The organism is Hyphomicrobium sp., from assembly GCF_036262015.1.
Classification (GTDB): domain Bacteria; phylum Pseudomonadota; class Alphaproteobacteria; order Rhizobiales; family Hyphomicrobiaceae; genus Hyphomicrobium_C.
Genome location: NZ_DATAJR010000009.1, coordinates 565,243 through 590,604 on the forward strand (window position 1 = coordinate 565,243; position 25,362 = coordinate 590,604).

Here is a 25,362-nt window from a genome sequence, read left to right on the forward strand (position 1 = left end):
CTCTCGCGTCAGTCTTCGCGATAGACGCGCTCGCGGCGCTCGTGACGCTCCTGCGCCTCGACGGAGAGCGTTGCGATAGGACGTGCGTCGAGGCGCTTGAGGCCGATCGGCTCCCCGGTCTCCTCGCAATAGCCGTACGTGCCATCCTCGATCCGCGCGAGGGCCGCGTCGATCTTGGCAAGGAGCTTGCGCTGGCGATCGCGTGCACGGAGCTCCTGCGCTCGATCGGTCTCCGACGTGGCCCGGTCGGCAAGATCCGCGTGCTGGGCGGAGTCTTCGTGCAAACCGACCAGCGTTTCCTTCGTCTGCCGGACGATTTCCTCGCGCCAGTTCACCAGCTTCTGGCGGAAGTACATGCGATGCCGTTCGTTCATGAACGGCTCGTCCTCCGACGGACGGTAATCGGGCGGAAGAACGATGGTGGAAGTTCCGGCTTTCGCCGTCAGCTTCTTGTCCTGAGCCTTCTCGATGGCACGAGTCCTCGATTTGGGTTTGGTCTCGGTGGCTTTGGGCGGCGCCTTGGCTACAGGCTTCGCAGCAACGCGTGCGGGCTTTGCCCTCGCAGCTGGCTTGGTATCCGTCGCCTTAGCCTTAACGGGCTTCGCCGGGGCCTTGGATTTTGCCGGCTTCGACGTGGCTCGCTTGCTCATATGGGCCTCCAGTGAAGGGCCTGCCTCAAGCACTTGTGCCGCCATCGCTCCGACGCATCCCACGGGAACTTCGGCAGCCCACGCGTTTGGCGACGCTCTATTGGAGGGCGGGGCCGCTTCTGTCAAGGAAATCCGCCGTTTAACTCTAAATAGCTGTGCGGGAATCAAGGCGCCAAGTGACGGATATTGCGGAATATTTAGGCAGGCCTTTTCTGATCCCCTAAAATGCGAACGCGTACATAGACATAGCTCACGACCTAAAGTTGCATATGGGCCTAAACTAGCCGTCGTCTCTGCGACCTTCCCCATTCTTGCCGGCATCCTGGCCGCCGCCTAAGAGGGTTTATCGGACTCACCAGAAAGGCTCCCCACCTATGACCGCATCCGGCCCCGCGCGATTCGATGGCACTTCGAGCTATGTGGCCACGCGCGACCTGACGGTTGCCGTCAATGCAGCAGTCACCCTGGAGCGGCCTCTCTTGGTCAAAGGCGAGCCCGGAACGGGCAAGACTGTCCTTGCACTCGAGGTCGCCCGCGCGCTCGGTGCGCCCCTGATCGAGTGGCATATCAAATCGACAACGAAGGCCCAGCAGGGCCTTTACGAGTACGATGCCGTCTCGCGGCTGCGGGATGGCCAGCTCGGTGACGAGCGCGTGAAGGACATCCGAAACTACATCAAGCGCGGCAAGCTCTGGGATGCCTTCGTGGCCGAGACGCGCCCTGTCCTGCTCATCGACGAAATCGACAAGGCCGACATCGAGTTTCCGAACGACTTGCTGCAGGAACTCGATCGCATGGAGTTCTTCGTCTACGAGACCGGGGAGACCGTGCGTGCCAGGGTCCGCCCGATCGTCATCATCACGTCCAACAACGAAAAAGAGCTCCCGGACGCCTTCCTGCGCCGCTGCTTCTTCCACTACATCAAGTTTCCCGATCCGGAGACGATGGCGCAGATCGTCAACGTGCACTTTCCGAAGTTGAAGGACCGTCTGGTTTCGGAAGCGATGCGCGTCTTCTACGACTTGCGCGACATGCCGGGCCTCAAGAAGAAGCCCTCGACGTCGGAGCTGCTTGACTGGCTCAAGCTGCTGCTCAACGAGGATATCGATCCCGCGGTGCTGCGGGAAACCGACAGCAGAAAAATCATCCCGCCCCTCGCCGGCGCGCTGATCAAGAACGAGCAGGACATCCACCTGTTCGAGCGGCTGGCTTTCATGAGCCGCCGGAAGGGCGATTAACAGTTGCTCAACCCTAACTTTAGGCATTTGGCCGGACGCCTGACATCTTAAGAGATGTGACAGGGCACGTATGCAAGGCTGACCAATGTTGCATTCGTCAGTGAGGATACGCGCCATGCCCCAGATCACCGCCAAGCGCATTTTTGCGGTCGCGTTGGTGCCGCTCCTGCTTCTGGGTTCGCTCCGTCCCTCCGCTGAAGCGGAAGTTGGCGCTCGTGCCGCGAACGCCGAAACGTCGCATCTTCAGCTGGCGTCGCTCAAGGCTGAAGCGCGTTCGCTCGCCGTTCATATCGACGGCCCCTGATCCGCACGCCTTCCCGAGAGTTCCCACAAATTTGAAAGGCCGGAGCGGATCGCCGCTCCGGCCTTTTCCGTTCTTAGGCGGGGTTAGCAGCGATCAGGCCGCAGCCACTCCCGAGAGGAAGCTTTCAATTCGGGCGCTCAGCGCTTTCGTCCGGGCGCTGACGCGGGCGCTTGTCTCGAGCACTTGCCGGGCCGAGTTGAACGTCGCCGTCGCGGCCTCGGTGACCCCGGCTATCGTCTCGCTGACGTGACGCGTGTCGCCTGCCGCGTGATGAACGCTCGCATTGATTTCCGACGTTGCCGCGCCCTGCTCCGTTACGGCGGCGGCAATCTGGGTCGTGATCCCGTTGACGTGACCCATGCGTTCGGCGATGTCGCCGATGGCGCGCACGGCCTGATCGGTCGCGGCTTGAATGGAGCTCACTTGCTCGGAGATGCTTTCGGTTGCCTGAGCGGTGCGTGTTGCCAGCGTCTTGACCTCCGTCGCAACCACGGCGAAGCCCCGGCCGGCCTCACCGGCGCGCGCCGCTTCGATGGTGGCGTTCAGTGCAAGAAGATTGGTCTGGCCTGCGATTTCGCGGATGAGTGTCACCACCTCTCCAATCTGCTGCGCCGATGCCAACAGCTCGGACATACGCTGATTGGTCGACATCGCCACGGAGCTTGTGGAGCTGACGTTGTTCAAGGCTTCCGAGATCTGATTGCCGATTTCAGCAATCGATGCCGTCAGCTCTTCTGCTGCAGCGGCGACGGTGCCGACGTTTGCGGATGCCTGATCGGAGGCGGTTGCGACCAGCTGAGCCTTGTCATTGGTTCCAGATGCGATGCCCTGAAGCGAACCCGCGGTCTGCTCAAGATCTGCGGCCATGACGGCGAGTGCGGCGATCGTCTGCTCAGCGTCCGATTTGAAGCCTTCGATGAGGGCTTCCAGCGCCTTCTGACGTGCTTCCCGCCGCGCTGCTTCGCGCGTGCGCTCACTTTCGAGCTTCGTTCGTTCAAGGGTGTTGTCGCGGAAGATTGCCACGGCGCGCGCCATCTCACCGATTTCGTTGGCTTGGTCGGTGTAGGGGATCGCACCGTCCGCATCATTGCGCGCCAGCCGGGCCATTACTTCGGCGAGCACCGGAATCGGGCGTGTCAGCATGCGCGACACGATGTGACCGGCGATGGCCATGACGAGGAGAAGTGCGGCTGATGCTAAGAGAATTTTCTTCTCCAATGCCGCCGCCAACTCGAACACAACCGACTGCTTCGTACCAGCGAACAAAATTCCGATTACATTCGATGAACGATCAACGATGGGAAAATAGATGGTGAAGTAAGGCGTGCCGAGAATGTCAGCCGCACCGTTGTAAGGTTCGCTCTTTTTAATTGCGGCGTAGGCCGGGCTATTTTTTCCGAGCCAGGTGCCGACGGCGCGGGTTCCATCGGCCGACTTTACCGTCGTCGAAACACGCTGGAAATCTTCTGCGGCGGCATCATAACGAAAGAGAGTGAAAGGCTCTCCCGTCATACGGGTCATGGAATCGACCAGCTCATAACCCTTGTCTTCGGGGAGGGCGTCGATAACGATTTTCTCGACCGCGTTGTCCGGCGACCTTACGATTTGGCTCTCCGGATGTACGACGCTCAAAAGCTCGGCGCCGATGCGCAGCGAGAGCTGCTGGTTCTCGATTGCCTTGCGCTCGGCATCTGCCGTGAGCTGCAAGTGCATGACGAGCATCAGACAAGCGGTCGACACGACAACGGCCGCGATTGTGAGTAGAGAAATGAGTTTCTCGAGCTTGACGCGCCCAGCGAGCGTTTCAAAAAGTTTCATGTGCGACCTTAATGCCCGTAAATACTCTCACGCTTTTCCGGCAATAGAATAAATTTATTGCATGAACGAAGCGTTTAATCCTATCTGGTTCGTTTTTGTTTACTCGCGATTAATTTGTGTTTCTGCGCTTTTACGTTTCACGCCGCACTGTTATATTTTTTGAAAACTTTCTGCCTCATTCTTCCCATTGTTCATTTTAAGCCGGCGATTGTTTCCCATGAGCCTGCTCGAAAAATTCCTTGCAGCCCTCGGCGCTGCTGCAAAGCGCCGGAATGAACGATCCGAGCCTGTCGAAGGCGAGGCGTCCAAGCGCGCGCTCACGCGAAAAAAACAGCGCCTTCACGACGGTTTCATCGTGTCCGAAGGGATGCTGCAACCGCGCGCCTGTACACTCAGGGATATGACGGCCCTCGGGGGTTGCGTCGACATCTGGGACACCAGCGTCAAGGCAGCTCTCCTGCGAGGGCCTGTCACACTCTATATTCCCGGCGACCGCAAAGAGGTCGATTGCGCTGTAGTATGGCGGCGGGAAAACTCGCTCGGCTTGAAATTTACGTCGTCATTCCGGTCGCCAACCCGCTCGTACGGATAGGCCCGAGCCGCGCGTAGCCTCACGCTATTGGCATCGCTAGCTACTCGCAGTAGCCAGGCCCGCGCCGTCCGATGAGATCGAGATGGAAATGGTTGCGGTGGGGATCGTTGGCCTCAGGCCCGAGCACCGTTCCGAACTCGCGGCAGGCACCATTGTGAATGTCACGCAGGAACTGCGCATCACGGGCAGACTTGGCCGGAGCTGCGCCCTTGGCGCCTGGCAGTCCCACCTGAACTGCCTTTTTGTCGGACGATGAAACCTTGGGCGCGGGGATCATCGACGCCTGCTTGAGTTGCCCCGCCACCTTGGCGTTTTCGGCCGTCTTTGTTGCCGGCGTGTCGCCGTCTTGCTTACGGCCGGCCTTCTTGGCCGCGGCCTGTGCTTTGGCTTGCGCGATGAGATCGCGCTCCGTCGGCCCCCACCCCTTGAGCACGCCGACGGTTTTGCCGTTGGCGAGAACGAATCCGCCGATGTCGATGGCGTTGGCCAGCGCATGCTGGCTCAAGCGTGCGTTCGGAAGGTTGTAGATGTTCCGGCAGGAGTAGCCCGACGCGCCAATAACGGTCACTACGGAAGACTTGAAATGATCGCGCGCTTCCGGCTGGAGCGTCGACTTCGCCCATTTTCCGAGGGCGGATGCCATCCGGCAATTGACGTCGACGGGCGGATCGAAAACGATTTTCGAGGTCGATCCCACACTTTTCAGGCGTATGGGTGCTGGAAGTCCGCATTCCCCTTTCTTGATGGGCTCCAGAATCTCGAAATCCATGGGCTGCGCCGAGAGCAGATGCATGCATTGCTCCCTTGCGCGTACCACATCCTCTTGCGGCCACTCGTCCTTCACCTCCGAGACCGCCGATTGGTCGCCGGACGGAGCTTCTTGCTCAACCACAGTCGAACTTGCAGGGGCAGCCTTGGCCTTGCCAAGGGCAGCCTGCTTCGAACTTTGCACTGTGGGGCTAAGCTGTGATTGGCGCGCAGGCCCAAGCGGATACGCGGCGAGGAGAATTACGCCGGTCATCACGAGATGGGACAAGCCAGTGGACAGGCCCGAGATTGGTTCTTCTCTTCGTTTCATGGCCTTCCATTGCCATAGCCGAAAAGATTGCCGCCGCTTGGGCGCCCCGCACAACCGAACTATACGCGAAAAGGATCTAATGATCTCTTAGATCATGCGAAAAAAGTCATAGGTATGTCGCCCCGCTCCGGCTGCTTATGCTCACCCAGTACTCTTGGATGAGCCTATGTGCGGCCTGTGGGTCCGGATGCCGATGCGTTGCGGATGTGAGACGGGCGAAGGGAATATTCCGTCAACAGCGCCAGCGGAGGCTGCTCAGCCGTAAAGCTGCCTCAGTGCTGGGTTGCGGTGCACGCGGCCCCAAGCTTTCGGGGGTCATCCTCGCGGGAGGGGACACCTGCGAGCAAATTTCGTGCGGGTTTCATGTCGGGGTTTCAATCAGCGCCGTCGAACGACGGCTCAGATCAGAACGTTGCCGAGATCGGCGGACGGGGCGGCCGCATCGCATCTGTGCTGTCGGCGCTTGCACTCGCCTTCTCGGGCCTCTCGTTCTACGAGAGCGTGCTCAAGACGGCGGCGCTTGAGGTGTATGTTCCGCCGGTCATTCACTACGCGCGCGATCAGGGCGGCGACGTCGAACTGTTCGCGATCCCGATCACAATCGTCAACTCGGGCGCTCGGACGGGAACCGCGCTCACCATGGAGCTAACGGTTGAGAACCTGCGCGCGGATGCACCGGTAAAGACGAAACGCTACTACAGCGCTTTTATTGGCGAGCATTCGCCCAAGGACGACGAGGTCAACAGGGCCTTCGCGCCTCTCAGCCTTGCAGGGCGGGCGACGTTCTCGGACACGGTGCGTTTCTACCCAGAAGGCAATCCGCTGCCCGTGCTCGTCGACGATGCTGGCGACTACCGCTTCACCTTGAAACTCACGACGGCCGTTCCGGCCTACCCGGGGATTCTTGACGGTCTTCTGAGACGCGAGATTCCTCCGATCGCTTTCGAACGGACGCTTCCGTGGATCTCGGAGCAACAGCTCGGGATGCGGCGGGCGACCATCCCAATGCACGACAAGAACTGGCAGCCGACGACGACGCCGGCAACCGCCGAGGCTGCGCGCTAAGCGGGCCCAATGGCGAAGCGGCCCTTACCGAGGGCGCGCCCAAGATGAACGGCAGATGAAGACGAGCTTCAGCGCAGGTTCATTGGCTGAACCGTAAGTATTTACGCGTACCCTGCGGGTGTTCGTCCCGTGCGGGGACGATGGAGTAGAGAATGTCTGAATTCCTGAGAAGCGCGGCGATCGTGCTCATGGGATTGACCGTAATCGGGGCGGGCGTGATCGTCGTCTTTTACGGTTAGAGCTAGCACGACCACTGCCTTGCACCCTGCCCTGGCGGCCCCTAATTAGGGAGACCTAACGAGGTTTCCCTTGCGCGCCAGCGACCTTTCCCTGACCGTGACCGACACGTTTACCCAGGCCGGACAGCGCATCGCCGGCCTGTTTACCCCTTCCCTGCGCCTCGGGGTGACGGGCCTCGCCCGCTCGGGCAAGACGGTTTTCATCACCGCACTCATCCGCAACATCACGCAGGGCGGACGTTTGCCGTTCTTCACACCGTATGCCGAAGGGCGGCTGATCTCTGCCGATCTCGAGCCGCAGCCGGACGACGACATTCCGCGCTTCGACTACGAACGTCACGTGCAGGCGCTTGCCGGCGATCCGCCGGAATGGCCGGAAAGCACTCGTCGCGTTTCGGAAGTGCGGGTTGCCCTCTCTTTCACATCCGAGCATCCCTTGCGCCAATTGCTCGGCGTGCGGCGCTTGAACCTGGATATTGTCGACTATCCAGGAGAATGGATCCTCGATCTCGCCATGCTGGGGGAAAGCTATGCCTCCTGGTCGCGCGAAGCGCTCGATCAGGCGCGACGTCCCTCGCGGAACGGCACCGCTGCGCACTGGCTCCAGTTCATCTCGGAGCTCGATCCCTTTGCGGCTGAAGACGAGCGGATCGCCCTCGAAGGCGCGCGCCGCTATACAGATTATCTCCGCGCGACACGCGACAGCTCCGCCGTGGCGACACTAGGCCCCGGCCGCTTTCTCATGCCCGGCGATCTAGAGGGCTCGCCCCTGCTGACATTCTTCCCGCTCGACATCGATCCTGACAAAGCGCCGGTGCGGGGCAGCCTCGCCGCCATGATGGCGCGTCGCTACGACAGCTATGTTCAGCACGTCGTGCGCCCCTTTTTTCGCGATCATTTCAGCCGGCTCGACAGGCAAATCGTGCTCGTCGACGTTCTGGGGGCTCTCAACGGCGGCGCGGAGACAATCGGCGAACTCGAGCGCGCGCTGACGGCCGTGTTGAAGGCTTTTCGGCCCGGTGCGGCGAGCTGGCTTGAAAGCCTGATCGGCGGGCGGCGGATCGACCGACTGCTGTTTGCCGCCACCAAGGCCGATCACATCCACCATACGAGTCACGACCGGCTGGAAGCGATCCTGCGCCTTCTCACGCAGCGGGCCGCAGAGCGCGCGGGCGATGCCGGCGCTGAAACACACGTCATGGCGCTGGCCGCACTACGCGCAACACGAGAGGCGCAAGTCCGTGACGGCGGCGCGATGCTGCCCTGCATCGTCGGCGTTCCGCTGCCCGGAGAAAAGGTCGGGCACGAGCGCTTCGACGGCAAGCGCGAGGCTGCGATCTTTCCAGGAGATCTCGCGGACGATGCAGCCGCGGTGTTGTCCGGCGCTGTGCCTTTTACGGCGACATTCCCGCGCTTCCGGCCGCCGAGACTGATGCCCGTGCTTCCATCCGGCGAGGTTCCTTCGCCCCCACATATCCGCCTCGACCGCGCGCTCGACTTTCTGATCGGGGACTGGCTCTCATGACCGAACCCAACGTTCCGCGCGGCCCCCGCGTGTTTTCTGCCGACGACCCCAAGATCATCGCCGAAACGTCATCGGCCGACGAAAACTTCAGCGTGTCTGATGGCGTGCCCGAGCCTGCACCAACAAAGGGTGCGAGCATCGGCGGGATCTTCCTTTCTGCGGTGACGGCACTCGCGGGCCTGGCTCTGACCGTGAGCTTTGCGAACTTCGTGTCGTCGGCCCTCGCCCGCGACGACTGGGTCGGCTGGACGGCGGCGAGCCTGCTCATCGTCCTGATTGCGTCCGGGGGCATCATCATCTTGCGCGAGTTGATCGGCCTCATCCGGCTCAGACGCCTCAAGCGTCTCAAGGCCGATGCAGAAGCCGCGTTGCGCACTCAGGACGCATCGCTCGAACGCAAAGTGGTGAGCGCACTTGCGGCCACATTCCGCGGACGGCGCGAGCTTGGATGGAACCTTGCGCGGCTTCGCGATCACGTGGGCGATGTGCGCGATCCGGGAGACCTTTTGCGGCTTGCCGACCGGGAATTAATGGTGCCGCTCGACGCAGCCGCGCGCCGGCTGATCCTGCTTTCTGCAAAGCGCGTCTCGGTCGTCACGGCCATGAGCCCGATGGTGTGGGTCGCGATGCTCTACGTTGCCGTTGAGAACCTGCGTCTGTTGCGCGGTCTCGCGACGCTCTACGGCGGGCGGCCTGGCGGCCTGGGTGCGCTTCGGCTCGCGCGCATGGTGGTCACGCATATCGTGGCAACGGGCGGCGTTGCCATGACGGACGACCTGATCGGCCAATTTCTCGGTCAGGATTTGCTGAGGCGGCTATCGCGCCGGCTCGGCGAGGGCGTATTCAACGGTGCGCTGACGGCGCGGATTGGAACGGCGGCAATCGAGGTCACGCGGCCGATCCCGTTCCTTGACGCCGAGCCCATTCGCGTGCGCGATCTCATACCGGAACTCCTCCGGCGTTCGAAAACGGACACCGGTGCAGGCCGCTAGGCTGCCGTCGCCAGCTCGCGCTGCGGCTCGACAGGGGATGCCGGAGGCGAAAGCCGTTCACGCCAGTTCTGGGTATGCCGGCGTGCGCGGATCTCGATTGAGGACGGCGAGCGGTCCACCGGCGTCGACAGGATCACGGACATTGCCGGTCCTGCGTTCTGAGAAGTCAGCCAGTTGATGGGACCGGAAAGAACGAGGCCCAGGACCACGGGGGCCATCCAGACCAGAAGCCCCGGCGATGTTTCCCAGCACACGATCGTGACGATGACGCCGACGAGCATGTGCTGCCAATGGAACTGCATGGCGTCACGCAGTTCCATGCCTGCGCCGTCACGGCGCTGCGCCTTCCAGCCGGAGTCGAGACCAAGGAAAACCTGCATAACCGACGCCGTCTGGGTCATCATCATGATCGGTGCGAACAGCATCGAGTAGAACGTCTCGGTCACGACACCCGCTACAGCGCGCGGCATGCCAAAAAGCTCACGCGCCTGTTGCGCACGCTTCAACTCGAGCGCCAGACCCAGCGCCTTGGGCAAAAGCACGACAGCCATCGTCGCGAGGAACAGCCGCATGGCGGCGCCTGGATCAATCACCGGCCAGATCGGAAACAGGGTCTTGGCATCCGTGAAGTAGCTCGGCAGCAACTGCTGGCCTTGCAGCGCGAGGACGAGGCCGACGACCAGAGATGCGGCCCATATGGCCGACACGATATAAGCAAGCGCGCCCATAAAGAGATGAACGCGTCCCATCGCGGGCACACCGCGCCGTCCCATCAAGCCGAGATGCTGAAGGTTGCCTTGTGACCACCGGCGGTCGCGAACGATGAGATCGGTGAGCGCCGGCGGCATGCTTTCGTAAGAGCCTTCGATGGAGGGCGCCATGTGGACGCCCCAACCGACACGCTGCAAAAGCATCGCCTCGACGAAATCGTGGCTGAGAATGTGGCCACCGAACGGTGGCGGCCCGGGAAGATGTGGGAGCCCCGCAGCGCTCGCGAAGGCGTGCGTGCGAATGATCGCGTTATGGCCCCAGTAATTGCCCTGGTCCTTGCTCCAGAACGCCATGCCGGCGGCTGCCGCCGGCCCGTACACGTTGGCAGCAAACTGCATGAGCTTCTGCAGCAACGTCCTGCCGCCGATCAGCTTGGGCACCGTCTGGATGAGACCCGCCGACGGGTCCGCTTCCATGGCGCGCGCCAAGCGAACCAGCGCCACGCCTGACATGACGCTGTCGCCATCGAGAATGACGAAGGTTTCGTATGCGCCGCCGAAGCGCTCGACCCAATCCTTGATGTTGCCCGCCTTGCGGCCCGTGTTCTCTATCCGGCGACGATAGTAGATCTTGCAAAGGCTCACCTGGGCCTTGGCGAGCTCCGCGTAGGCAGCCTCTTCGGCGATGCCCGCTTCTGCTCCACGCGTGTCTGACAGAATATAGATGTCGAAGCTGTCGGCCTTGCCGAGCGAGACGAGCTCCTCGACTATCGCGGAGATCGTGCCGGAGATGGACGCAGGATCCTCGTGATAGACTGGAAAGAGAAGAGCCGTGCGCCCTTCAAGCGGCCCGTCAGCGTCCGGGATTGCGATGGTGTCGGCATTCTCTCCGGCGAAGAGCGGAAGAAAGCCGAGCGCCGCCGACAGTGTGCCGACCGAAATCCAGGCGAACGTCAGGGTCGAAAGCACGAGAAAGAGGAACTGGATCGGCGTCATCTGCACGAATGCCAGCACGCCATAAAGCTCGTGTGCGAATGCGGCCGTCATCAACGCGGCGCCGAGAAATACGGCCGTGCGCGGAATGCTCGAGCCGCGGCGCTTGGCCCATTCCCGCGCGGGACGCGCGGAAAAGTCCTGGTCCGGCATTTCGAGGGAAGAGCTTTCGGGAAGGAGCGTGGGATTGCTCGCGTCGAGATACGGCCGCGGCGAACGAGGCGCAGCAGGCGATCCACTCGCCCCGGCCGCACCGGTCACGATGTCGTCGGCGATCATGCTCTTGTCCATCGATAGAGCCAGTTCTCGGAGATCAACTGGCCAGCCAGCTTCAGGCCTAAACGCAGTTCGATCAGCTCAGTTCCCGCCGTATTCAGTGCAAACTTCACGCGAATCCCCGGCAGCGTGGGATGCTGCTGCACGGTGAGATTCGATGTCGCGCCAGCACTCGCCATAAGATCGGCGACCGGCAACTCGCGGGCATCGCGCGCTGCCGGGCCAGCGAAGTCGACGACGAACTGCACTGTATCGGGATTGTTGCCCGCGCCGATCTGGGTCTTGGCGACCCAGGCGCCAGACCAAACGACCGGAATGTCCTCACCCCACGTCATGCGATAGGCGTAGCGGAAGCGTTTGCCTTGCTCGAGCGGTTTTGCCGGCTTCCAATAGGCTACGATGTTGTCGTGGATCTCTTCAGCGACGGGGATCTCGATCAGCTCGACGTAACCGTCACCCCAGTTGCCTATGGGCTCGATCCAGGCCGACGGGCGGCGGTCGAAGCGTGCCTCAAGATCCTCGAATGCGCCGAACGAGCGATCACGCTGAAGCAGACCGAAGCCCAAAAGGTTCTTGTCCACAAACGCGCTGGTCTGCAGCGTCTTCGGATTGGTAAGCGGACGCCACAAGCGTTCGCCATGGCCGTTCACGACTGCCAGGCCTTCGCTGTTATGGACGGCTGGCCGGAAGTCGCCGACGAAGCGGCGCTGTCCCGGGCCGTAGAAGTACATGCTTGTCAACGGCCCCAAACCGACATGTGTCAACTCGCGACGCGGAAAGAGCTCGGCCACGACGGTCATCTCGGTTTCGCGGCCCGGACGGATCGTAAAACGGTACGCACCCGTCACGCTCACGCTATCAAGCAGAGCCTGGACGACGATTTCCGGTGCTGCCGGATCTGGCTTTTCGATCCAGAACGCCCGAAAGAGCGGAAACTCTTCGCCGCCGGGACGTGCCGTGTTGATCGCGAGACCGCGCGCTGCAAGACCGTACTGCTGGTTGCGGCCGACAGATTTGAAGTAGCTTGCACCTTGGAACTGAACGACGTCGTCCAAGGCATCAGCGCGATTGAGCGTGCTTGCGACGCGGAACCCGGAAAAGCCGAAGGGAGCAGCTTCCGGCGCTTTCTCAATCGATCGTCCGATGGAAAAGCTCGCCGTGTCTGCGCGCAGGCTGCGAGCCTGGCCGCCCTCGACAATCCAGATTTCGACGGGCGCGTCGTAGAGCCAGCCCATCGGCAAGAGCTGGACTTCGTAACCGAGATTCTGTCCGCGCCAGATCGCGGCTTCAGGCCGGAAGCGAATGTCGCGATACTGCTCAGCGGAGAGCGCGTTGAACGGCTCAGGTGTCTCCATGCGTGGCTTCACGAACTCGCTCTTCGCAAGTTCCTCAGCCAGCTTCTTTACATGATCTGCCGCGAAAGTTTCACCCGGCGGCGGCGACGGCTCCGCAGTGCCACCTGCGATGGCTTCGGATAGCAGGATCGCGTTTTCGGCGAGTGCAGCGATTGCCGCAAACGCTCCAGCGCCCATAAGAACCCGACGGCGATTTGGGCCAGTGCCCATGCCAGGATCATCACTCATCTTCAATGACACGTTTCCGGAGAATTCCCGCACCGACTTGCCGCGCTCTCGCCGTCCAATCAGGTTGGAGCGCCGGCTCCAACACCGATCTTCCGGCGGATGCTCCCCACGGGACAAACCGGACCAAAGTGGCTCGGACTCGATGGTCCCAAACCACTCCATGCTGATAACCGCCGATTGTGGCAACAATTACTGGCAAACCACGCCTCCGCGAGACGTCTCGATTGCCACGCGCACTGGACGGTCGAATAACGTTTTTGCGTTGCAATAATGTATCCGAGCGGACGACTCGTCGCAAGGCACCGTGAATCATATTTCTAAATACTCTGCGCACGCTGAAGAAGGCGTCAGCTATTAATAGAGTGTGCAGTTAACGGGGCGTGCGCGAGAGGGGCTTGCGGACGGACTCGGAAGCGCCAATTTTCGAACGCCGAGCTAGAGGGGATTTTTCCCGACCTGCAGCTGCAGGACCTGTGGGTGAGCCCGGCGGAGGAAAAGGCAGCACACGGACACGTTGAACGCGAAACATATTCTGCGGTTCAAATTTTGCGCGCGTTCTCAGTATGTTATGGCCGCCACAGGGCTCGTTGCAATCCCGCCACATGCGCCTTGGAATCCTCTGGAAAGAGCATCTTCGTCATTCCCTGAGCGAGGGAGATCTGCGTACTATCCTGGCCTGAGCGGTGATTCGGATGATCGTGCTGCCGCTGGTCGAGTTTGTTGAGCGCGTGGCGTTTTGAGTAGCGTCAAGCGCCCGTTTCGAAGTTAGTAGACGGGAGAAGGTAAATGAAAAAGCAAAGCCTAAGCGCCCTGGCAGCGGCCGGCCTCCTTGCAGGTGGCATGTCCGTTACCAGTGCGTCCGCAGCCGACCTTGGGGGGAACTGCTGCGCCGACCTCGAGGAGCGCATCGCCGAACTCGAGGCAACGACTGCCCGCAAGGGCAACCGCAAGGTATCGCTCACGGTTTCTGGCTGGGTTGGCCAGCAGATCATGGCGTGGGATGACGGCTTCGAGAGCAACACCTACGTTGGCGATCTCGGCACCACGCTCGCTTCGCACGTGAAGTTCACCGGTCAGGCGACGATCGTCCCCGGCTGGACCGCTGGCTACGTGCTCCACCTCGAAATGTCGAACAACGACAGCCTCGCCCTGAACCAGAACTATCAGGAAGCTGGTCTGGTTGGCGGCTGGACGAAGGTGACGCCGCTCCAGTCTTACTGGTTCATCAAGAGCGAAAGCCTCGGCAAGATCGGCGTCGGCCGTCAGTCGCAGGCTTCGGACAACACCGCCATCCTCGTTGACGGTTCGGGCTCGCTCGTTCCCGCCAACTGGGTCGCGTTCGACGTCGCATCGTTCCAGATGCGTGAGGCCGGTACGGGCCTGAACGCTGGCTCTTGGGGTGCTGTCGGTCTCTGCACCGGTGGCGGCGCCTGGGGCGACTGCAACGGCAACACGCAGAACGTTGTCCGTTACGACACTCCGACCTTCGCCGGCTTCTCGGCCAGCGCTTCTTGGGGTGAAGACGATATGTGGGACGTCGCTCTGCGTTACGCAGGCGAATTCTCTGGCTTCAAGTTCGCTGCTGCTGCTGCCTATAACGAGATCACCGGCGGCGGCTTCCCGAACTGGCACGGCGCTGGCGCTGCTGTCGCACCTCAGACGCAGTACTTCCAGGTCGGCGCTTACTTGCAGCACGTTCCGACCGGCCTGTTCGTCTACGGCGCCTACGGCAACAACCAGCTCGACTTCGGTCCGGATACGGCCGTTCCTGGCGCCAGCTACGAAGCTGACCAGTACTACATCAAGGCTGGTGTCCGTCAGCGTTGGACCCCGCTCGGCCACACCGTGCTGTACGGCGAGTACAACAACGTCCAGGGCGACGGTGGCACGGCTGTCAGCGCTCCGACGGGAGTCAACGACCTGAACACCGCCGTGTCGGTCGGTGCTGGTCTCAGCGACGAGCTCGAAGTTTGGGGCGTGGGTGTTGTCCAGGAGATCGACAATGCAGCGATGTCGCTGTGGCTCTCCTATCGCCACCTCTCGTATGACCACAACAACGCCGCTGTCGGTCAGATCGAAGACTTCGACTACATCAAGGCTGGCGCTCTCATCAACTTCTAATCGAAGTCGAAAGAGCTGAGCTAAACAGGAAGCCGCCCTTCGGGGCGGCTTCTTTGTTTTTGGGCTTGATGTTTGCGGCAAAACTCAATGAGCGAACCGCTGCTGAGCGTATCGGCGCAGCTTTCGCAATTGAGCTCTCTTAATGAGAACGTCTGGTTCTCTGCAGGTTGCCGTGCAAGGGCACCTCATGCACATCGGTTTATTGTTGAAGACAACGCTTCCCGACATATGCCCGTCGCCGAATCGGGACACCAAATCGACCGCGCGCGATCATGCGATTGCGCAGCGCAACCTGGTTATCCCCACGCTGTCCCCTGCTTCCCACACTCGGGACAAGTCTTGAAACCCCAACAAATTGCCCGAAAATCCGCACCCTGCATAAAGTTTCGTGGCTCATGCGCAACAGTTGCAGACCAGTCGGGGTGGAAATGTGATTGCTCGATTGTTGCGCAAGGGAGAATCGCAGAGTTTCTGGCCTAGCGGCGGTTCCGAGGGAATCTTCGCGCCGTCACAATATCGCAGAGCGCGGCCTAGTAGGCGTTTTGAATTCTGAGTAACGGGCGTCCGCCATCTCGATTACCAACGCAGATTGGGAGAAGGTCTATGAATAAATATAGCCTAGGCGCCCTGGCGGCGGCCGGCCTGCTCGCAGGTGGTCTCGCTACGAGCGCAAATGCAGCTGACCTTGGGGGCAATTGCTGCGCCGACCTCGAGGAGCGCGTCGCCGAGCTCGAGGCAACGACTGCCCGCAAGGGCAACCGCAAGGTTTCGCTCACGGTTTCTGGCTGGGTTGGCCAGCAGATCATGGCGTGGGACGATGGATTCGAGAGCAACCAGTACGTTGGCGATTTGGGCACGACGCTCGCTTCGCACGTGAAGTTCACCGGTCAGGCGACGATCGTCCCCGGCTGGACCGCTGGCTACGTTCTGCATCTCGAAATGTCGAACAACGACAGCCTCGCCCTGAACCAGAACTATCAGCAGGCTGGCCTCGTCGGTTCGTGGACGAAGGTAACGCCGCTCCAGTCCTACTGGTTCATCAAGAGCGACAGCTACGGCAAGATCGGCGTTGGCCGTCAGTCGCAGGCTTCGGACAACACCGCTATCCTCGTCGACGGTTCGGGCTCGCTCGTTCCTGCCAACTGGGTCGCATTCGACGTCGCATCGTTCCAGATGCGTGAGTCGGGCACGGGCCTGAACGCTGGCTCTTGGGGTGCTGTCGGTCTCTGCACCGGTGGCGGCGCCTGGGGTGACTGCAACGGCAACACGCAGAACGTTGTCCGTTACGACTCGCCCACGTTCGCCGGCTTCTCGGCCAGCGCTTCTTGGGGTGAAGACGATATGTGGGACGTCGCTCTGCGTTACGCAGGCGAGCACCACGGCTTCAAGTTCGCTGCAGCAGCTGCCTATAACGAGATCACCGGTGGTGGTTTCCCGAACTGGCACGGCGGCGGCGTTCTGGCACCTGAGACGCAGTACTTCCAGGTCGGCGCTTACTTGCAGCACGTTCGTACGGGCCTCTTCCTGTACGGTGCCTACGGTCATAACGAACTCGACTTCACGGATCGCTCTGTCGCTCCGGGCAACGAATTCGAAGCTGACCAGTACTACATCAAGGCTGGTATCCGCGGTAAGTGGCACCCGCTCGGCGCTACCGTTCTCTACGGCGAATACAACAACGTCCAGGGTGATGGTGGTACGGCTGTGAGCTCGCCGGTTGGCGTGAACGACCTCAACACCACGGTGTCGGTCGGCGCAGGCCTCAGCGATGAGCTCGAAGTTTGGGGTCTGGGCGTTGTCCAGGAAATCGACGCAGCCGCTATGTCGCTGTGGATCTCCTACCGCCACCTCTCGTATGACCACAACAACGCTGCTGTCGGTCAGATCGAAGACTTCGACTACGTCAAGGCTGGCGCTCTCATCAACTTCTAATCGAAGTCGAAAGAGCTGAGCTAAACAGGAAGCCGCCCCTCGGGGCGGCTTCTTTGTTTTGCGTATTGTGACATCAACGCCGCGCTCCCAGGCATATCTCCACCAGCGGCATAAGACGGATTGTTCCAGTGCTGAGAATCGCGGACCTCTAGAGGACTGTCGTATTCAGAAGAAGCCTCGCTCCATCAAATATTTGTTCCGAACTAACGCACCCTTCGAGGTCTTCGTTCATTTGGCGCGAGGCGGATTGGGAGGAATGCATGAATAAACATACTTTGAGCGCGCTGGCGGTGGCCGGCCTATTCGCGGGTGGTCTCGCTACGAGCGCTAATGCAGCCGACCTTGGTGGCAATTGCTGCGCCGACCTGGAGGAGCGCATTGCCGAACTCGAGGCAACGACTGCCCGCAAGGGCAACCGCAAGGTTTCGCTCACGGTTTCTGGCTGGGTTGGCCAACAGATCATGGCGTGGGATGACGGCTTCGAGAGCAACACCTACGTGGGTGATCTCGGCACCACGCTCGCTTCGCACGTGAAGTTCACCGGTCAGGCGACGATCGCCCCGGGCTGGACCGCTGGTTATGTGCTGCATCTTGAAATGTCGAACAATGACAGCCTCGCCCTGAACCAGAACTATCAGCAGCCTGGCCTCGTTGGCGCTTGGACGAAGGTAACGCCGCTGCAGTCCTACTGGTTCATCAAGAGCGACAGCTACGGCAAGATCGGCGTCGGCCGTCAGTCGCAGGCTTCAGACAACACCGCTATCCTCGTCGACGGTTCGGGCTCGCTCGTTCCCGCCAACTGGGTGGCCTTCGATGTCGCATCGTTCCAGATGCGCGAAAAAGGCACGGGTGATTTCCTCGGCCCATGGGGTGCTGTCGGTCTCTGCACCGGTGGCGGCGCCTGGGGTGACTGCAACGGCAACACGCAGAACGTTGTCCGTTACGACACTCCGACCTTCGCCGGCTTCTCGGCCAGCGCTTCTTGGGGTGAAGACGATATGTGGGACGTCGCTCTGCGTTACGCAGGCGAGCACCACGGCTTCAAGTTCGCTGCTGCTGCTGCCTATAACGAGATCACCGGCGGCGGCTTCCCGAACTGGCACGGCGGCGGCGTTCTCGCACCTGAGACGCAGTACTTCCAGGCCGGCGCTTACTTGCAACACATCGCAACAGGTCTCTTCCTGTACGGTGCCTACGGCCACAACGAGCTCGACTTTAACGATCGTTCTTTCCTGCCCGGCGTCAACTTCGAAGCTGACCAGTACTACGTGAAGGCGGGCGTGCGCGGCAAATGGAACCCGCTTGGCGCAACTGTTCTCTACGGCGAGTACAACAACGTTGAGAGCGAAGCTACATTGGCAGGTCTTCCGACGTCGCGTACGGAACTGGACGTCTGGGGCGTCGGTGTCGTTCAGGAAATCGATGCGGCAGCAATGTCTCTGTGGCTCTCCTACCGCAACTTGTCTGCTGACACTAACGCGGCGGGTTTCGCAGTTGAGGACTTCAACTATGTAAAGGCTGGCGCTCTCATCAACTTCTAATCGAAATCGAAAGAGCTGAGCTAAAACAAGAAGCTGCCCCTCGGGGCGGCTTCTTTGTTTTGACGCATCCTGCCCCGCGCGCTATTCGCTTGAGGCATCACAGCTGAGTTGCGTGGGCTTCATGTTTGCGACCTTCTTCAAAGAGCTGCGGGATGCAAAGGTCCCAGTCACGCTCAAGGAGTATTTGACCCTGCTCGAAGCGCTCGAGGCGAATGTCGCCGGGCAGCGGGTCGAGGATTTTTACTATCTCTCCCGAGCCGCGCTCGTGAAGGACGAGCGCTTCGTCGATCGTTTCGACCAGGTCTTCGGGCATGTCTTCAAAGGCCTCGACCTCATGAGCGAGGCCACCACTGCCGAAATCCCCGAAGAATGGTTGCGCGCCGTTTCGGCGCTCTATCTCACCGACGAAGAGAAAGCCAAGATCGAGGAGCTTGGCGGGTGGGAGAAGATCATGGAGACGCTTCGCCAGCGTCTCGCCGAGCAGAAGGAGCGGCATCAGGGCGGCAACAAATGGATCGGCACTGGCGGCACCTCGCCTTTCGGCGCTTATGGCTACAATCCAGCAGGTGTGCGCATCGGTCAGAAGGAAAGCCGGCATCGGCGCGCGATCAAGGTGTGGGATAAGCGCGAGTTCCAGGATCTCGCGGGCGACGTGGAGCTGGGCGTTCGTAACATCAAGCTGGCGTTGCGGCGTCTCAGGCGCTTTGCTCGCGAAGGCGCTGCGGAAGAGCTCGATCTCGACCAGACGGTCCGCGGCACCGCGCGCAAAGGCTATCTCGATCTCACCCTGCGGCCGGTTCGCCGCAACACGGTCAAGGTGCTGATGTTCTTCGACGTCGGCGGCTCAATGGACTGGCATGTGCAAACGGCCGAGGAGTTGTTTTCCGCCGCGCGCAGCGAGTTCAAGCATCTCGAATACTATTACTTCCACAACTGCCTCTATGAGAGCGTCTGGCGCAACAACGCGCGACGCTGGAGCGAAACGATCCCGACATGGCAGATGCTGCACACGTACCCTGCCGACTACAAGGTTATCTTTGTCGGCGATGCTTCGATGAGCCCCTATGAGATCACGCACATCGGCGGGGCCGTCGAGCACATGAACGAAGAAGCGGGCGCGACGTGGCTGCAACGCGTCATGGATATCTATCCGCATGCGGTTTGGCTCAACCCGGTGCCGGAGGCGCATTGGAACTACACGCCCTCCATCGGGCTCGTCCGCCGCCTGATGGCCGGGCGGATGTATCCCATGACCCTTTCCGGGCTCGACTCGGCCGTGCGCGAATTGATGCGGTAGCCAGGGTTTGCGACCGGGTGTCACCAAGAATTGCGCATCAGCGCCTAAGTATAGCAACTTGCTCACAGAGTTGCCGGTCCCTCGCATTGACCTCACCTCAAAAAGGGCGCAAATCTGCGTTGAATTTGGGCAGCTTGAGGGTTCGCCATGCACCGTCCCGTCCTTGCCGTCATGATGCTTGCTGCTGCCGGGCTCGCCGGCTGCTCGTCCAATGGCGTTTCGACGGCATCGATCTTGGGGACGGCCCCCACGCCTCCGCCGGTTGCGGGCGCAGCGCCTGCGGCCGGTCAGCCTGGCGTTACACCGGTGGCGGCTCCCGTCCCGCAGTCCTCACCGACGGATCGCGCGTTTCAGGTCGGCACGGTTTCTGCCCGGGCCGTGAAGTGCGGTTACAATTTCGATGCGGCGAAAGTCAAAACTGCCTTTTTGGCGCAGGAAACTCAGCGTGGAACACCGCCCGATCAGCTCGTAAACGTCGAGAAGGTTTATGCGGTGGCCTACGGCGGCGTGACAAAGGCAGCTGCGGCAGACGACAACTATTGCTCCGATCGCAAGACCGAAACGATCAAAGCCGATCTTGCACGCCTGCTAGCCGGTGACTTCGAGCCTCCGCAGAAGGCAATCGTCGCTCAAAAGAAGGACGATGATGACGGCTTCTTCGGCGGGCTGTTCGATGGCAGCTCCAGCGAAAGCGGCCCCGGCTTCGGTTCCGGCGACTGGTGGGAAAAGCAGGCAGAGAAAGCCGGCAACTAACCATGCGTGCGCTCGATGCTCGTTCGCGGCCTTTCTTCAGATTGACGTGATCGCTCCGTGCATCAACTCCTCTGGTTCGAAACACTCCTCAAGCTCGTAAGCGGCCTTGCATTGCTGCTGGCCCCTCTAAGTGTCATTAGGCTCTTCGGATTACCGGCTGCTGACTCCGGCTTCTGGCCCCGGGTGCTCGGCGCGGTTTTGATTGGCCTTGCGGGCGCAACGTTCATCGAAGGCGCATGGAGCGGGTCACGCGGCCTTGGCCTCGCCGGGTTGATCGTCATCAACCTCGCGAGCGCGGCGGTCATTGCTATCGTCACCCTGTTTGGCGGCGGAGCGCAGACGCGGCGCGGCTCGCTCCTGCTTTGGGTTGCCGTGACAGTGCTTTTCGTTCTTTCGCTGATCGAAATCGCGCACGCTTAGGCCCTCGCTCCGGCCCGATTATCCAAAGCGTTATCCTTTCTGTGGCATCGTCGTTGCGAATAAGTCCCGGAATCCCAATTCGGGACGTCGATCAGTTATGCGTAAAGGACCGTCCATGTCAGCATCAGCGCTTCCGCTCGCGCGCGAATGCACGGACCAGCCACAGGCCTGGGGCACGCTTCATGTCCTGCCCGGTGCGTCTCTCTCAGGTGCGCATGCGGCGCTCGACCTCGTGACAACGCGTGACGAATTCAACGCGCTTGAGAGATCCTGGAATGCGCTGTTCGAGCGCGCGAGCCGTGATACGCAGCTTTTCCAATCCTTCAATTGGCTTTGGCACTGGGCCAATCATTTCCTGCCGAAGCAAGGCTCGTCCGGCCCGCAGCTCGCGATCGTAACCGCGCACATCGACGACCGCCTCGTCATGGTTTGGCCGCTCGTCTCGGAGCGGGTCGGGCCAGTGACAAAGCTCACATGGATGGGCGACCCCGTCAGCCAATATGGCGACGTCTTGATTGACGATCTGCCCGATGCTTCCGATCTTCTGCGTGAAGCCTGGACATTCGTTACGCGGCGCACAGGGGCCAACGTCGTTCAGCTTCGGAAGGTCCGCGAAGACTCGGTCATCGCCCCTCTGCTGCCGGCGCTAGGAGCCCGAATTACCACTGAGCTCAAGGCGCCCTATCTGGATCTGACATCTGCACCGGACTTTGCCGAGTACGAAAAGCGCTACTCGAGCGGCGCCCGGCGGAACCGTAAGCGTCAGCGCCGCCGCCTCGAAGAGCGCGGCACAATCGCTCTCGAATGGCATACGAACGGTGCAAGGGCCGAGGCGCTCACTGCCAATGCATTCACATTCAAGCACGCGTGGCTTCGTCAGCGTGGTATCGTCTCTCCTGCGTTGGCAGATCCCCGAACAGTGCGCTTCTTCGGCGACGTGACCCGCTCCGACACGCGGCCCGCCGGTTGCCACGTTTTTGCGCTCACATGCGACGGCCGCCCAGTCGCGCTCGAGATCGGCCTGCGCTGCAAGGGCCGCACGGCCATCCACATCATCACCTACGATCTCGACTATGAGAAGACCGCCGCCGGCTCACTGCTGATGGAAGACAGCATCCACCGCGCGAAAGATGACGGGATTGCCGTTTTCGACCTCTTGGCGCCGGGCGACGGCTACAAGCTCGAGTGGGCGGACGATGCCATCGTGGTGCGCGACTGGGCCGTGCCGACCTCGCTCCTCGGTCGCGCCTATGCCGTCGTTTATCTGGGTCTCGCGAAGACTGCCGTGAAGCGGACGCTGGATGCGATGCCGGTCGGTGCTCGCCGCAAGCTTACCGAGGCCCTCAACAGGATGAGCAAATCCAAGGGTTGATCTTCGTTCAACCGGTTGAGCGCGACAAACGCAGCGTAGCCAGCCCAAACGCGATCTCATGGCCCGTATCGGACAGCGTGACTGTACGCTTGCCGATGTCCTCACCATCGAGACGCGTGCCGTTCATGGAGCCCATGTCCCGCAACATCAGGGGCTCACCGGGATTGTACATGAGCTGAGCGTGGAGCGACGACACGCTGCCGTCTTCGATGACAAAGTTGGCGCGTATGGGGTCACGTCCGAACGTCCAGGTTGCCGGAAGCGCACGGTCGGAAGTCGGATCGGTGACCGGACGCAACTCAATTTGAAGCGCACGCCCGGAGGGGTCGAAACCGGAGAGCATCCAGCCGCTGTTGGCGCTCATTCGTTCCGCCTTTGCGGAGTGGCTCTCGCGTACAACGGCGTATTCCACCGTGCCAAACCGAAGCAACGCACCAGGAGACGCGGCAGCTTCAGCGATGCGCGCGCCGTTCAGGTACGTGCCGTTCGATGAGTTGAGATCTGTGATGCGAACGCGGTCGGACGTGCGATCGTAGGCCAATCGGGCGTGAACTTTCGATACCGTGTCGGCCGTCACGACAATGTCCGCACCCGGCCCTCGCCCAATCGTGCGCGCCTTGCCGCTTTCGTCGAGGCGAACAATCGCGCCGCCATCGACGGCGCGCAGGCCGAGGATGCCCGAAGCGTCCGGAGAGGGACGCAGCAGATTGCGCAGCCCCTTATTCTTGTCCGATCCCTTCGGAGACGTCAGGCGCGCGAGGGCCTTCGGAAGAGCGTCTACCAGTTCGGGCATGCGGCGGGTCCGCAGAGCGAAAGCAAAGGCCGCCAGCGCGAGAGTCGCCCCTAGCCCGATGATCAGCGGAATGAGGCCGCTTCCGAGCCCGGTCGAACAGGGCCGTGTCGTTGATGAAAACGGAATTTGTCCTTCGCGCAGGAAGCGGCCGACCTCGTTGGCGTGGATCGAAAAGAAGAGCCCCTGCGAGTTGAGCCCCTGCAGCGTGTTCACGCCGACGACAAGACCGCACGCGTCGAACAAGGGGCCGCCGCTGTTACCGGGATTGATCGCCGAATTGTGCTGAACCGTTCGTGCGCTCAGGACCTGCGTGTCACTGACTTTGAGGTTCGTGAAAGTCATGCGCGACACGGTGCCAGTGGTGACGGTTGAATCGAGATCCGTCAGGGGCACGCCGCGCGCGTCTGGGCCCGGTACCAACTCCTTGTTGAGGTTGGCCGCACCTGGAAATCCAATCGCCACCACCTCGGCCAGTTTCTCGGGTTCGTATTCGCCGAGCCGCAGCGGCTCTCCGGGCAGGTCCTCGCGCGTTTCGAGAAGCGCCAAGTCGACGTTCGGACGGGTGTTCGCGCGCCTGGCTTCAACGAGTTTGGCTTCGCGTCCGTCGCGGTATGCGACGAAAAACTGCGTGCCGCCTTCGACAACGTGAAAATTGGTCACCACATGGCGATGACCCGAGACCAGGAAACCCGATCCCGATGAGATCGTGTACTGGTTGTTCTTGTCGGGGATGAATGTGTAGATCTTGTAGACGCTCGGCTCGACGCGCCGCGTGTCAAAGGCCCGGGATGCCGGAGGCGCGAGGCTCGCCGCCACCAGTATTCCGGCCAATAGGACAAGGGAGCGCCAGAACCCGCCGGACGTCCCTCTTTTCTGAAACGGCATTAGTGCCCCAGTGACACTGTCCCACTTCGCGTAACTCCTAGCGCAACCTCCCCCGCCCATCCACCTGATATTCCTTCCCATGCACGGCTTGGCGATGGGTGCGCACGGCGGTCCTGAGCCTGGAAACCCGTGCCCCGTAAACCGCGATCGGAACTTCTGCGGGTTTCCACTCCCTGAATAGGCGTAGTTCGGATATTCTCCGCCGGCTCCTTAGGCTCTTTCGCCATAAGCTGGCCTGTTCGTGGAGCTACATTTTTCAAAACCTCCTTCCGGGAGACACCATATGTTCGCGCGCCTGCTTTGCGTCTTTCTCGCGGCTTCCGTCGCTGTTACGAGCCTCCCTCCTCCTGCCGACGCTCAGTTCGGAATCCGTCGCACCTTCAAGAACGTGGTTAGGGCTCCTGCCCGCATCCTGCCCCGCGCCGCCATTCCACTTGCGGGAGGAGTCATCCTGTTCGGCGGGCCGTTTCGCACAGCGTTCGGCGTGGTGGCCGCTGTCGCAGTCGGTGCGGTGATCTTCGAGGCACTGACGAGAAACGAGCGGCGCGAGGTGGCGCGACGCGCGAAAGTCGTAGTCGCCAAGGATCCCGAGCAGCGCGTCTCCGACACCTACACGTCGAAGGACGGCAAGAAGCAGGTGACCATCGTCGCCGAGCCGATGCAGAAGGCGTCTGATCTGAAGAATGATCCGGCGATCCTGGTGGCTGCAGACAAAGTGGTTGCACCCGGCGGAAACGGCACGGCGACACCTGGCTCCGGCGATACCAATCTCGCGTCTGATACGTCAAAGGCGACCGATGCCGCTCCTGCTCCAGTTTCTCCGACGTCGGATCAGAAGACCGCACAGCCCGCTAAGCCCGTCGTCGACGAGGAGGTCGTCAAGATCGCCGAAATCCCGCCGGACACCCAGTGCCGCAAGGTGACCACCGAGCTCCAGCTGAGGAAGAAGAAGGGCCAGGAGGCCGCCGACGAGACAAATTCGAACACGGCGATTTTCTGCCAGACGGCGCCAGGCCAATGGAAGCCGGCGGCGGCCTGACACTCGTCACGCAGTCTGGCTCTGAGTTGTATGCCCCAGCGCCAGAAATGCCCGCTCCTCAAGGATCCGTCGGTGATGTTTGTGCTCGGGCCCCGTGTTGCCCCGTGTAATGGCCAGCGCTAAAATTGCTGCCATTCTATTCTTAC

20 protein-coding genes are annotated in these 25,362 nt (G+C 61.3%); 14 read left to right on the forward strand and 6 right to left on the reverse strand.

Annotated elements, in window-relative coordinates; translation table 11 throughout:
* Positions 1-8 precede the first annotated feature (8 nt).
* Positions 9-374, reverse strand: a complete 366-nt coding sequence (gene dksA / locus VHO05_RS18240) for an RNA polymerase-binding protein DksA (RefSeq protein ID WP_329648200.1) — start codon at positions 372-374, stop codon at positions 9-11.
* Positions 375-1,024: 650 nt separating this feature from the next.
* On the opposite strand from dksA, the gene VHO05_RS18245 reads away from it, so the two are divergent.
* The gene (locus tag VHO05_RS18245) at positions 1,025-1,888 is read left to right on the forward strand and encodes a MoxR family ATPase (RefSeq protein ID WP_329648038.1); all 864 of its coding nucleotides are present in this window, start codon (positions 1,025-1,027) and stop codon (positions 1,886-1,888) included.
* A gap of 115 nt (positions 1,889-2,003) precedes the next feature.
* Positions 2,004-2,192 carry a hypothetical protein gene (locus VHO05_RS18250; RefSeq protein ID WP_329648039.1) on the forward strand — a complete coding sequence of 63 codons (189 nt, stop codon included), beginning with the start codon at positions 2,004-2,006 and terminating at the stop codon, positions 2,190-2,192.
* Positions 2,193-2,285: 93 nt separating this feature from the next.
* On the opposite strand, the gene VHO05_RS18255 is transcribed toward VHO05_RS18250, so the two are convergent.
* Positions 2,286-4,010, reverse strand: coding sequence for a methyl-accepting chemotaxis protein (locus VHO05_RS18255; RefSeq protein WP_329648040.1), 1,725 nt, complete (start codon positions 4,008-4,010; stop codon positions 2,286-2,288).
* A 217-nt stretch (positions 4,011-4,227) separates the two neighbouring features.
* On the opposite strand from VHO05_RS18255, the gene VHO05_RS18260 reads away from it, so the two are divergent.
* The gene (locus VHO05_RS18260) at positions 4,228-4,602 is read left to right on the forward strand and encodes a hypothetical protein (RefSeq protein WP_329648041.1); all 375 of its coding nucleotides are present in this window, start codon (positions 4,228-4,230) and stop codon (positions 4,600-4,602) included.
* 40 nt (positions 4,603-4,642) lie between these two features.
* Here the strand turns inward: VHO05_RS18260 and VHO05_RS18265 are convergent, their stop codons facing one another.
* On the reverse strand, positions 4,643-5,680 hold the full coding sequence (locus VHO05_RS18265; protein WP_329648042.1) for an extensin family protein: 1,038 nt from the start codon (positions 5,678-5,680) through the stop codon (positions 4,643-4,645).
* Between the two features lie 363 nt (positions 5,681-6,043).
* Here VHO05_RS18265 and VHO05_RS18270 point away from each other — a divergent pair, with 363 nt between their 5' ends.
* The 3 genes from VHO05_RS18270 to VHO05_RS18280 all read left to right on the forward strand — a co-directional run bounded on the left by VHO05_RS18270 (position 6,044) and on the right by VHO05_RS18280 (position 9,501).
* Complete coding sequence (locus tag VHO05_RS18270; RefSeq protein WP_329648043.1) at positions 6,044-6,745, forward strand: hypothetical protein; 702 nt, start codon at positions 6,044-6,046, stop codon at positions 6,743-6,745.
* A 309-nt stretch (positions 6,746-7,054) separates the two neighbouring features.
* A complete protein-coding gene (locus tag VHO05_RS18275; RefSeq protein ID WP_329648044.1) occupies positions 7,055-8,509 on the forward strand; it encodes a YcjX family protein in 1,455 nt (484 codons plus the stop codon).
* The gene (locus tag VHO05_RS18280; RefSeq protein WP_329648045.1) at positions 8,506-9,501 is read left to right on the forward strand and encodes a TIGR01620 family protein; all 996 of its coding nucleotides are present in this window, start codon (positions 8,506-8,508) and stop codon (positions 9,499-9,501) included. Before VHO05_RS18275 ends, VHO05_RS18280 begins: the two co-directional genes overlap by 4 nt.
* Here VHO05_RS18280 and mdoH read toward each other — a convergent pair.
* Together mdoH and VHO05_RS18290 are read right to left on the reverse strand one after the other, a co-directional pair.
* Positions 9,498-11,483 carry a glucans biosynthesis glucosyltransferase MdoH gene (mdoH, locus tag VHO05_RS18285; protein WP_329648046.1) on the reverse strand — a complete coding sequence of 662 codons (1,986 nt, stop codon included), beginning with the start codon at positions 11,481-11,483 and terminating at the stop codon, positions 9,498-9,500. The genes VHO05_RS18280 and mdoH overlap by 4 nt on opposite strands.
* Entirely contained in the window at positions 11,480-13,045 is a 1,566-nt protein-coding gene (locus VHO05_RS18290; protein WP_329648047.1) for a glucan biosynthesis protein, read from the reverse strand. Before VHO05_RS18290 ends, mdoH begins: the two co-directional genes overlap by 4 nt.
* Before the next feature lie 804 nt (positions 13,046-13,849).
* Between VHO05_RS18290 and VHO05_RS18295 the strand changes: the two genes are divergently transcribed.
* The 7 genes from VHO05_RS18295 to VHO05_RS18325 all read left to right on the forward strand — a co-directional run bounded on the left by VHO05_RS18295 (position 13,850) and on the right by VHO05_RS18325 (position 22,499).
* Positions 13,850-15,184, forward strand: coding sequence for a porin (locus VHO05_RS18295; RefSeq protein WP_329648048.1), 1,335 nt, complete (start codon positions 13,850-13,852; stop codon positions 15,182-15,184).
* A gap of 603 nt (positions 15,185-15,787) precedes the next feature.
* Positions 15,788-17,116, forward strand: coding sequence for a porin (locus VHO05_RS18300; protein ID WP_329648049.1), 1,329 nt, complete (start codon positions 15,788-15,790; stop codon positions 17,114-17,116).
* A gap of 260 nt (positions 17,117-17,376) precedes the next feature.
* Positions 17,377-18,657, forward strand: a complete 1,281-nt coding sequence (locus tag VHO05_RS18305; protein WP_329648050.1) for a porin — start codon at positions 17,377-17,379, stop codon at positions 18,655-18,657.
* A 121-nt stretch (positions 18,658-18,778) separates the two neighbouring features.
* Positions 18,779-19,954, forward strand: coding sequence for a vWA domain-containing protein (locus VHO05_RS18310; protein WP_329648051.1), 1,176 nt, complete (start codon positions 18,779-18,781; stop codon positions 19,952-19,954).
* A gap of 147 nt (positions 19,955-20,101) precedes the next feature.
* Positions 20,102-20,707 carry a hypothetical protein gene (locus VHO05_RS18315; protein WP_329648052.1) on the forward strand — a complete coding sequence of 202 codons (606 nt, stop codon included), beginning with the start codon at positions 20,102-20,104 and terminating at the stop codon, positions 20,705-20,707.
* Between the two features lie 57 nt (positions 20,708-20,764).
* Positions 20,765-21,127, forward strand: a complete 363-nt coding sequence (locus tag VHO05_RS18320; protein ID WP_329648053.1) for an ABC transporter permease — start codon at positions 20,765-20,767, stop codon at positions 21,125-21,127.
* 115 nt (positions 21,128-21,242) lie between these two features.
* Positions 21,243-22,499 (forward strand): GNAT family N-acetyltransferase, encoded by a 1,257-nt coding sequence (locus VHO05_RS18325; protein WP_329648054.1) that lies wholly within the window; start codon positions 21,243-21,245, stop codon positions 22,497-22,499.
* A 7-nt stretch (positions 22,500-22,506) separates the two neighbouring features.
* Here the strand turns inward: VHO05_RS18325 and VHO05_RS18330 are convergent, their stop codons facing one another.
* On the reverse strand, positions 22,507-24,177 hold the full coding sequence (locus VHO05_RS18330; RefSeq protein WP_329648055.1) for an FHA domain-containing protein: 1,671 nt from the start codon (positions 24,175-24,177) through the stop codon (positions 22,507-22,509).
* A gap of 283 nt (positions 24,178-24,460) precedes the next feature.
* Between VHO05_RS18330 and VHO05_RS18335 the strand changes: the two genes are divergently transcribed.
* Complete coding sequence (locus VHO05_RS18335) at positions 24,461-25,216, forward strand: hypothetical protein (RefSeq protein ID WP_329648056.1); 756 nt, start codon at positions 24,461-24,463, stop codon at positions 25,214-25,216.
* The last annotated feature ends 146 nt before the right edge of the window (positions 25,217-25,362 follow it).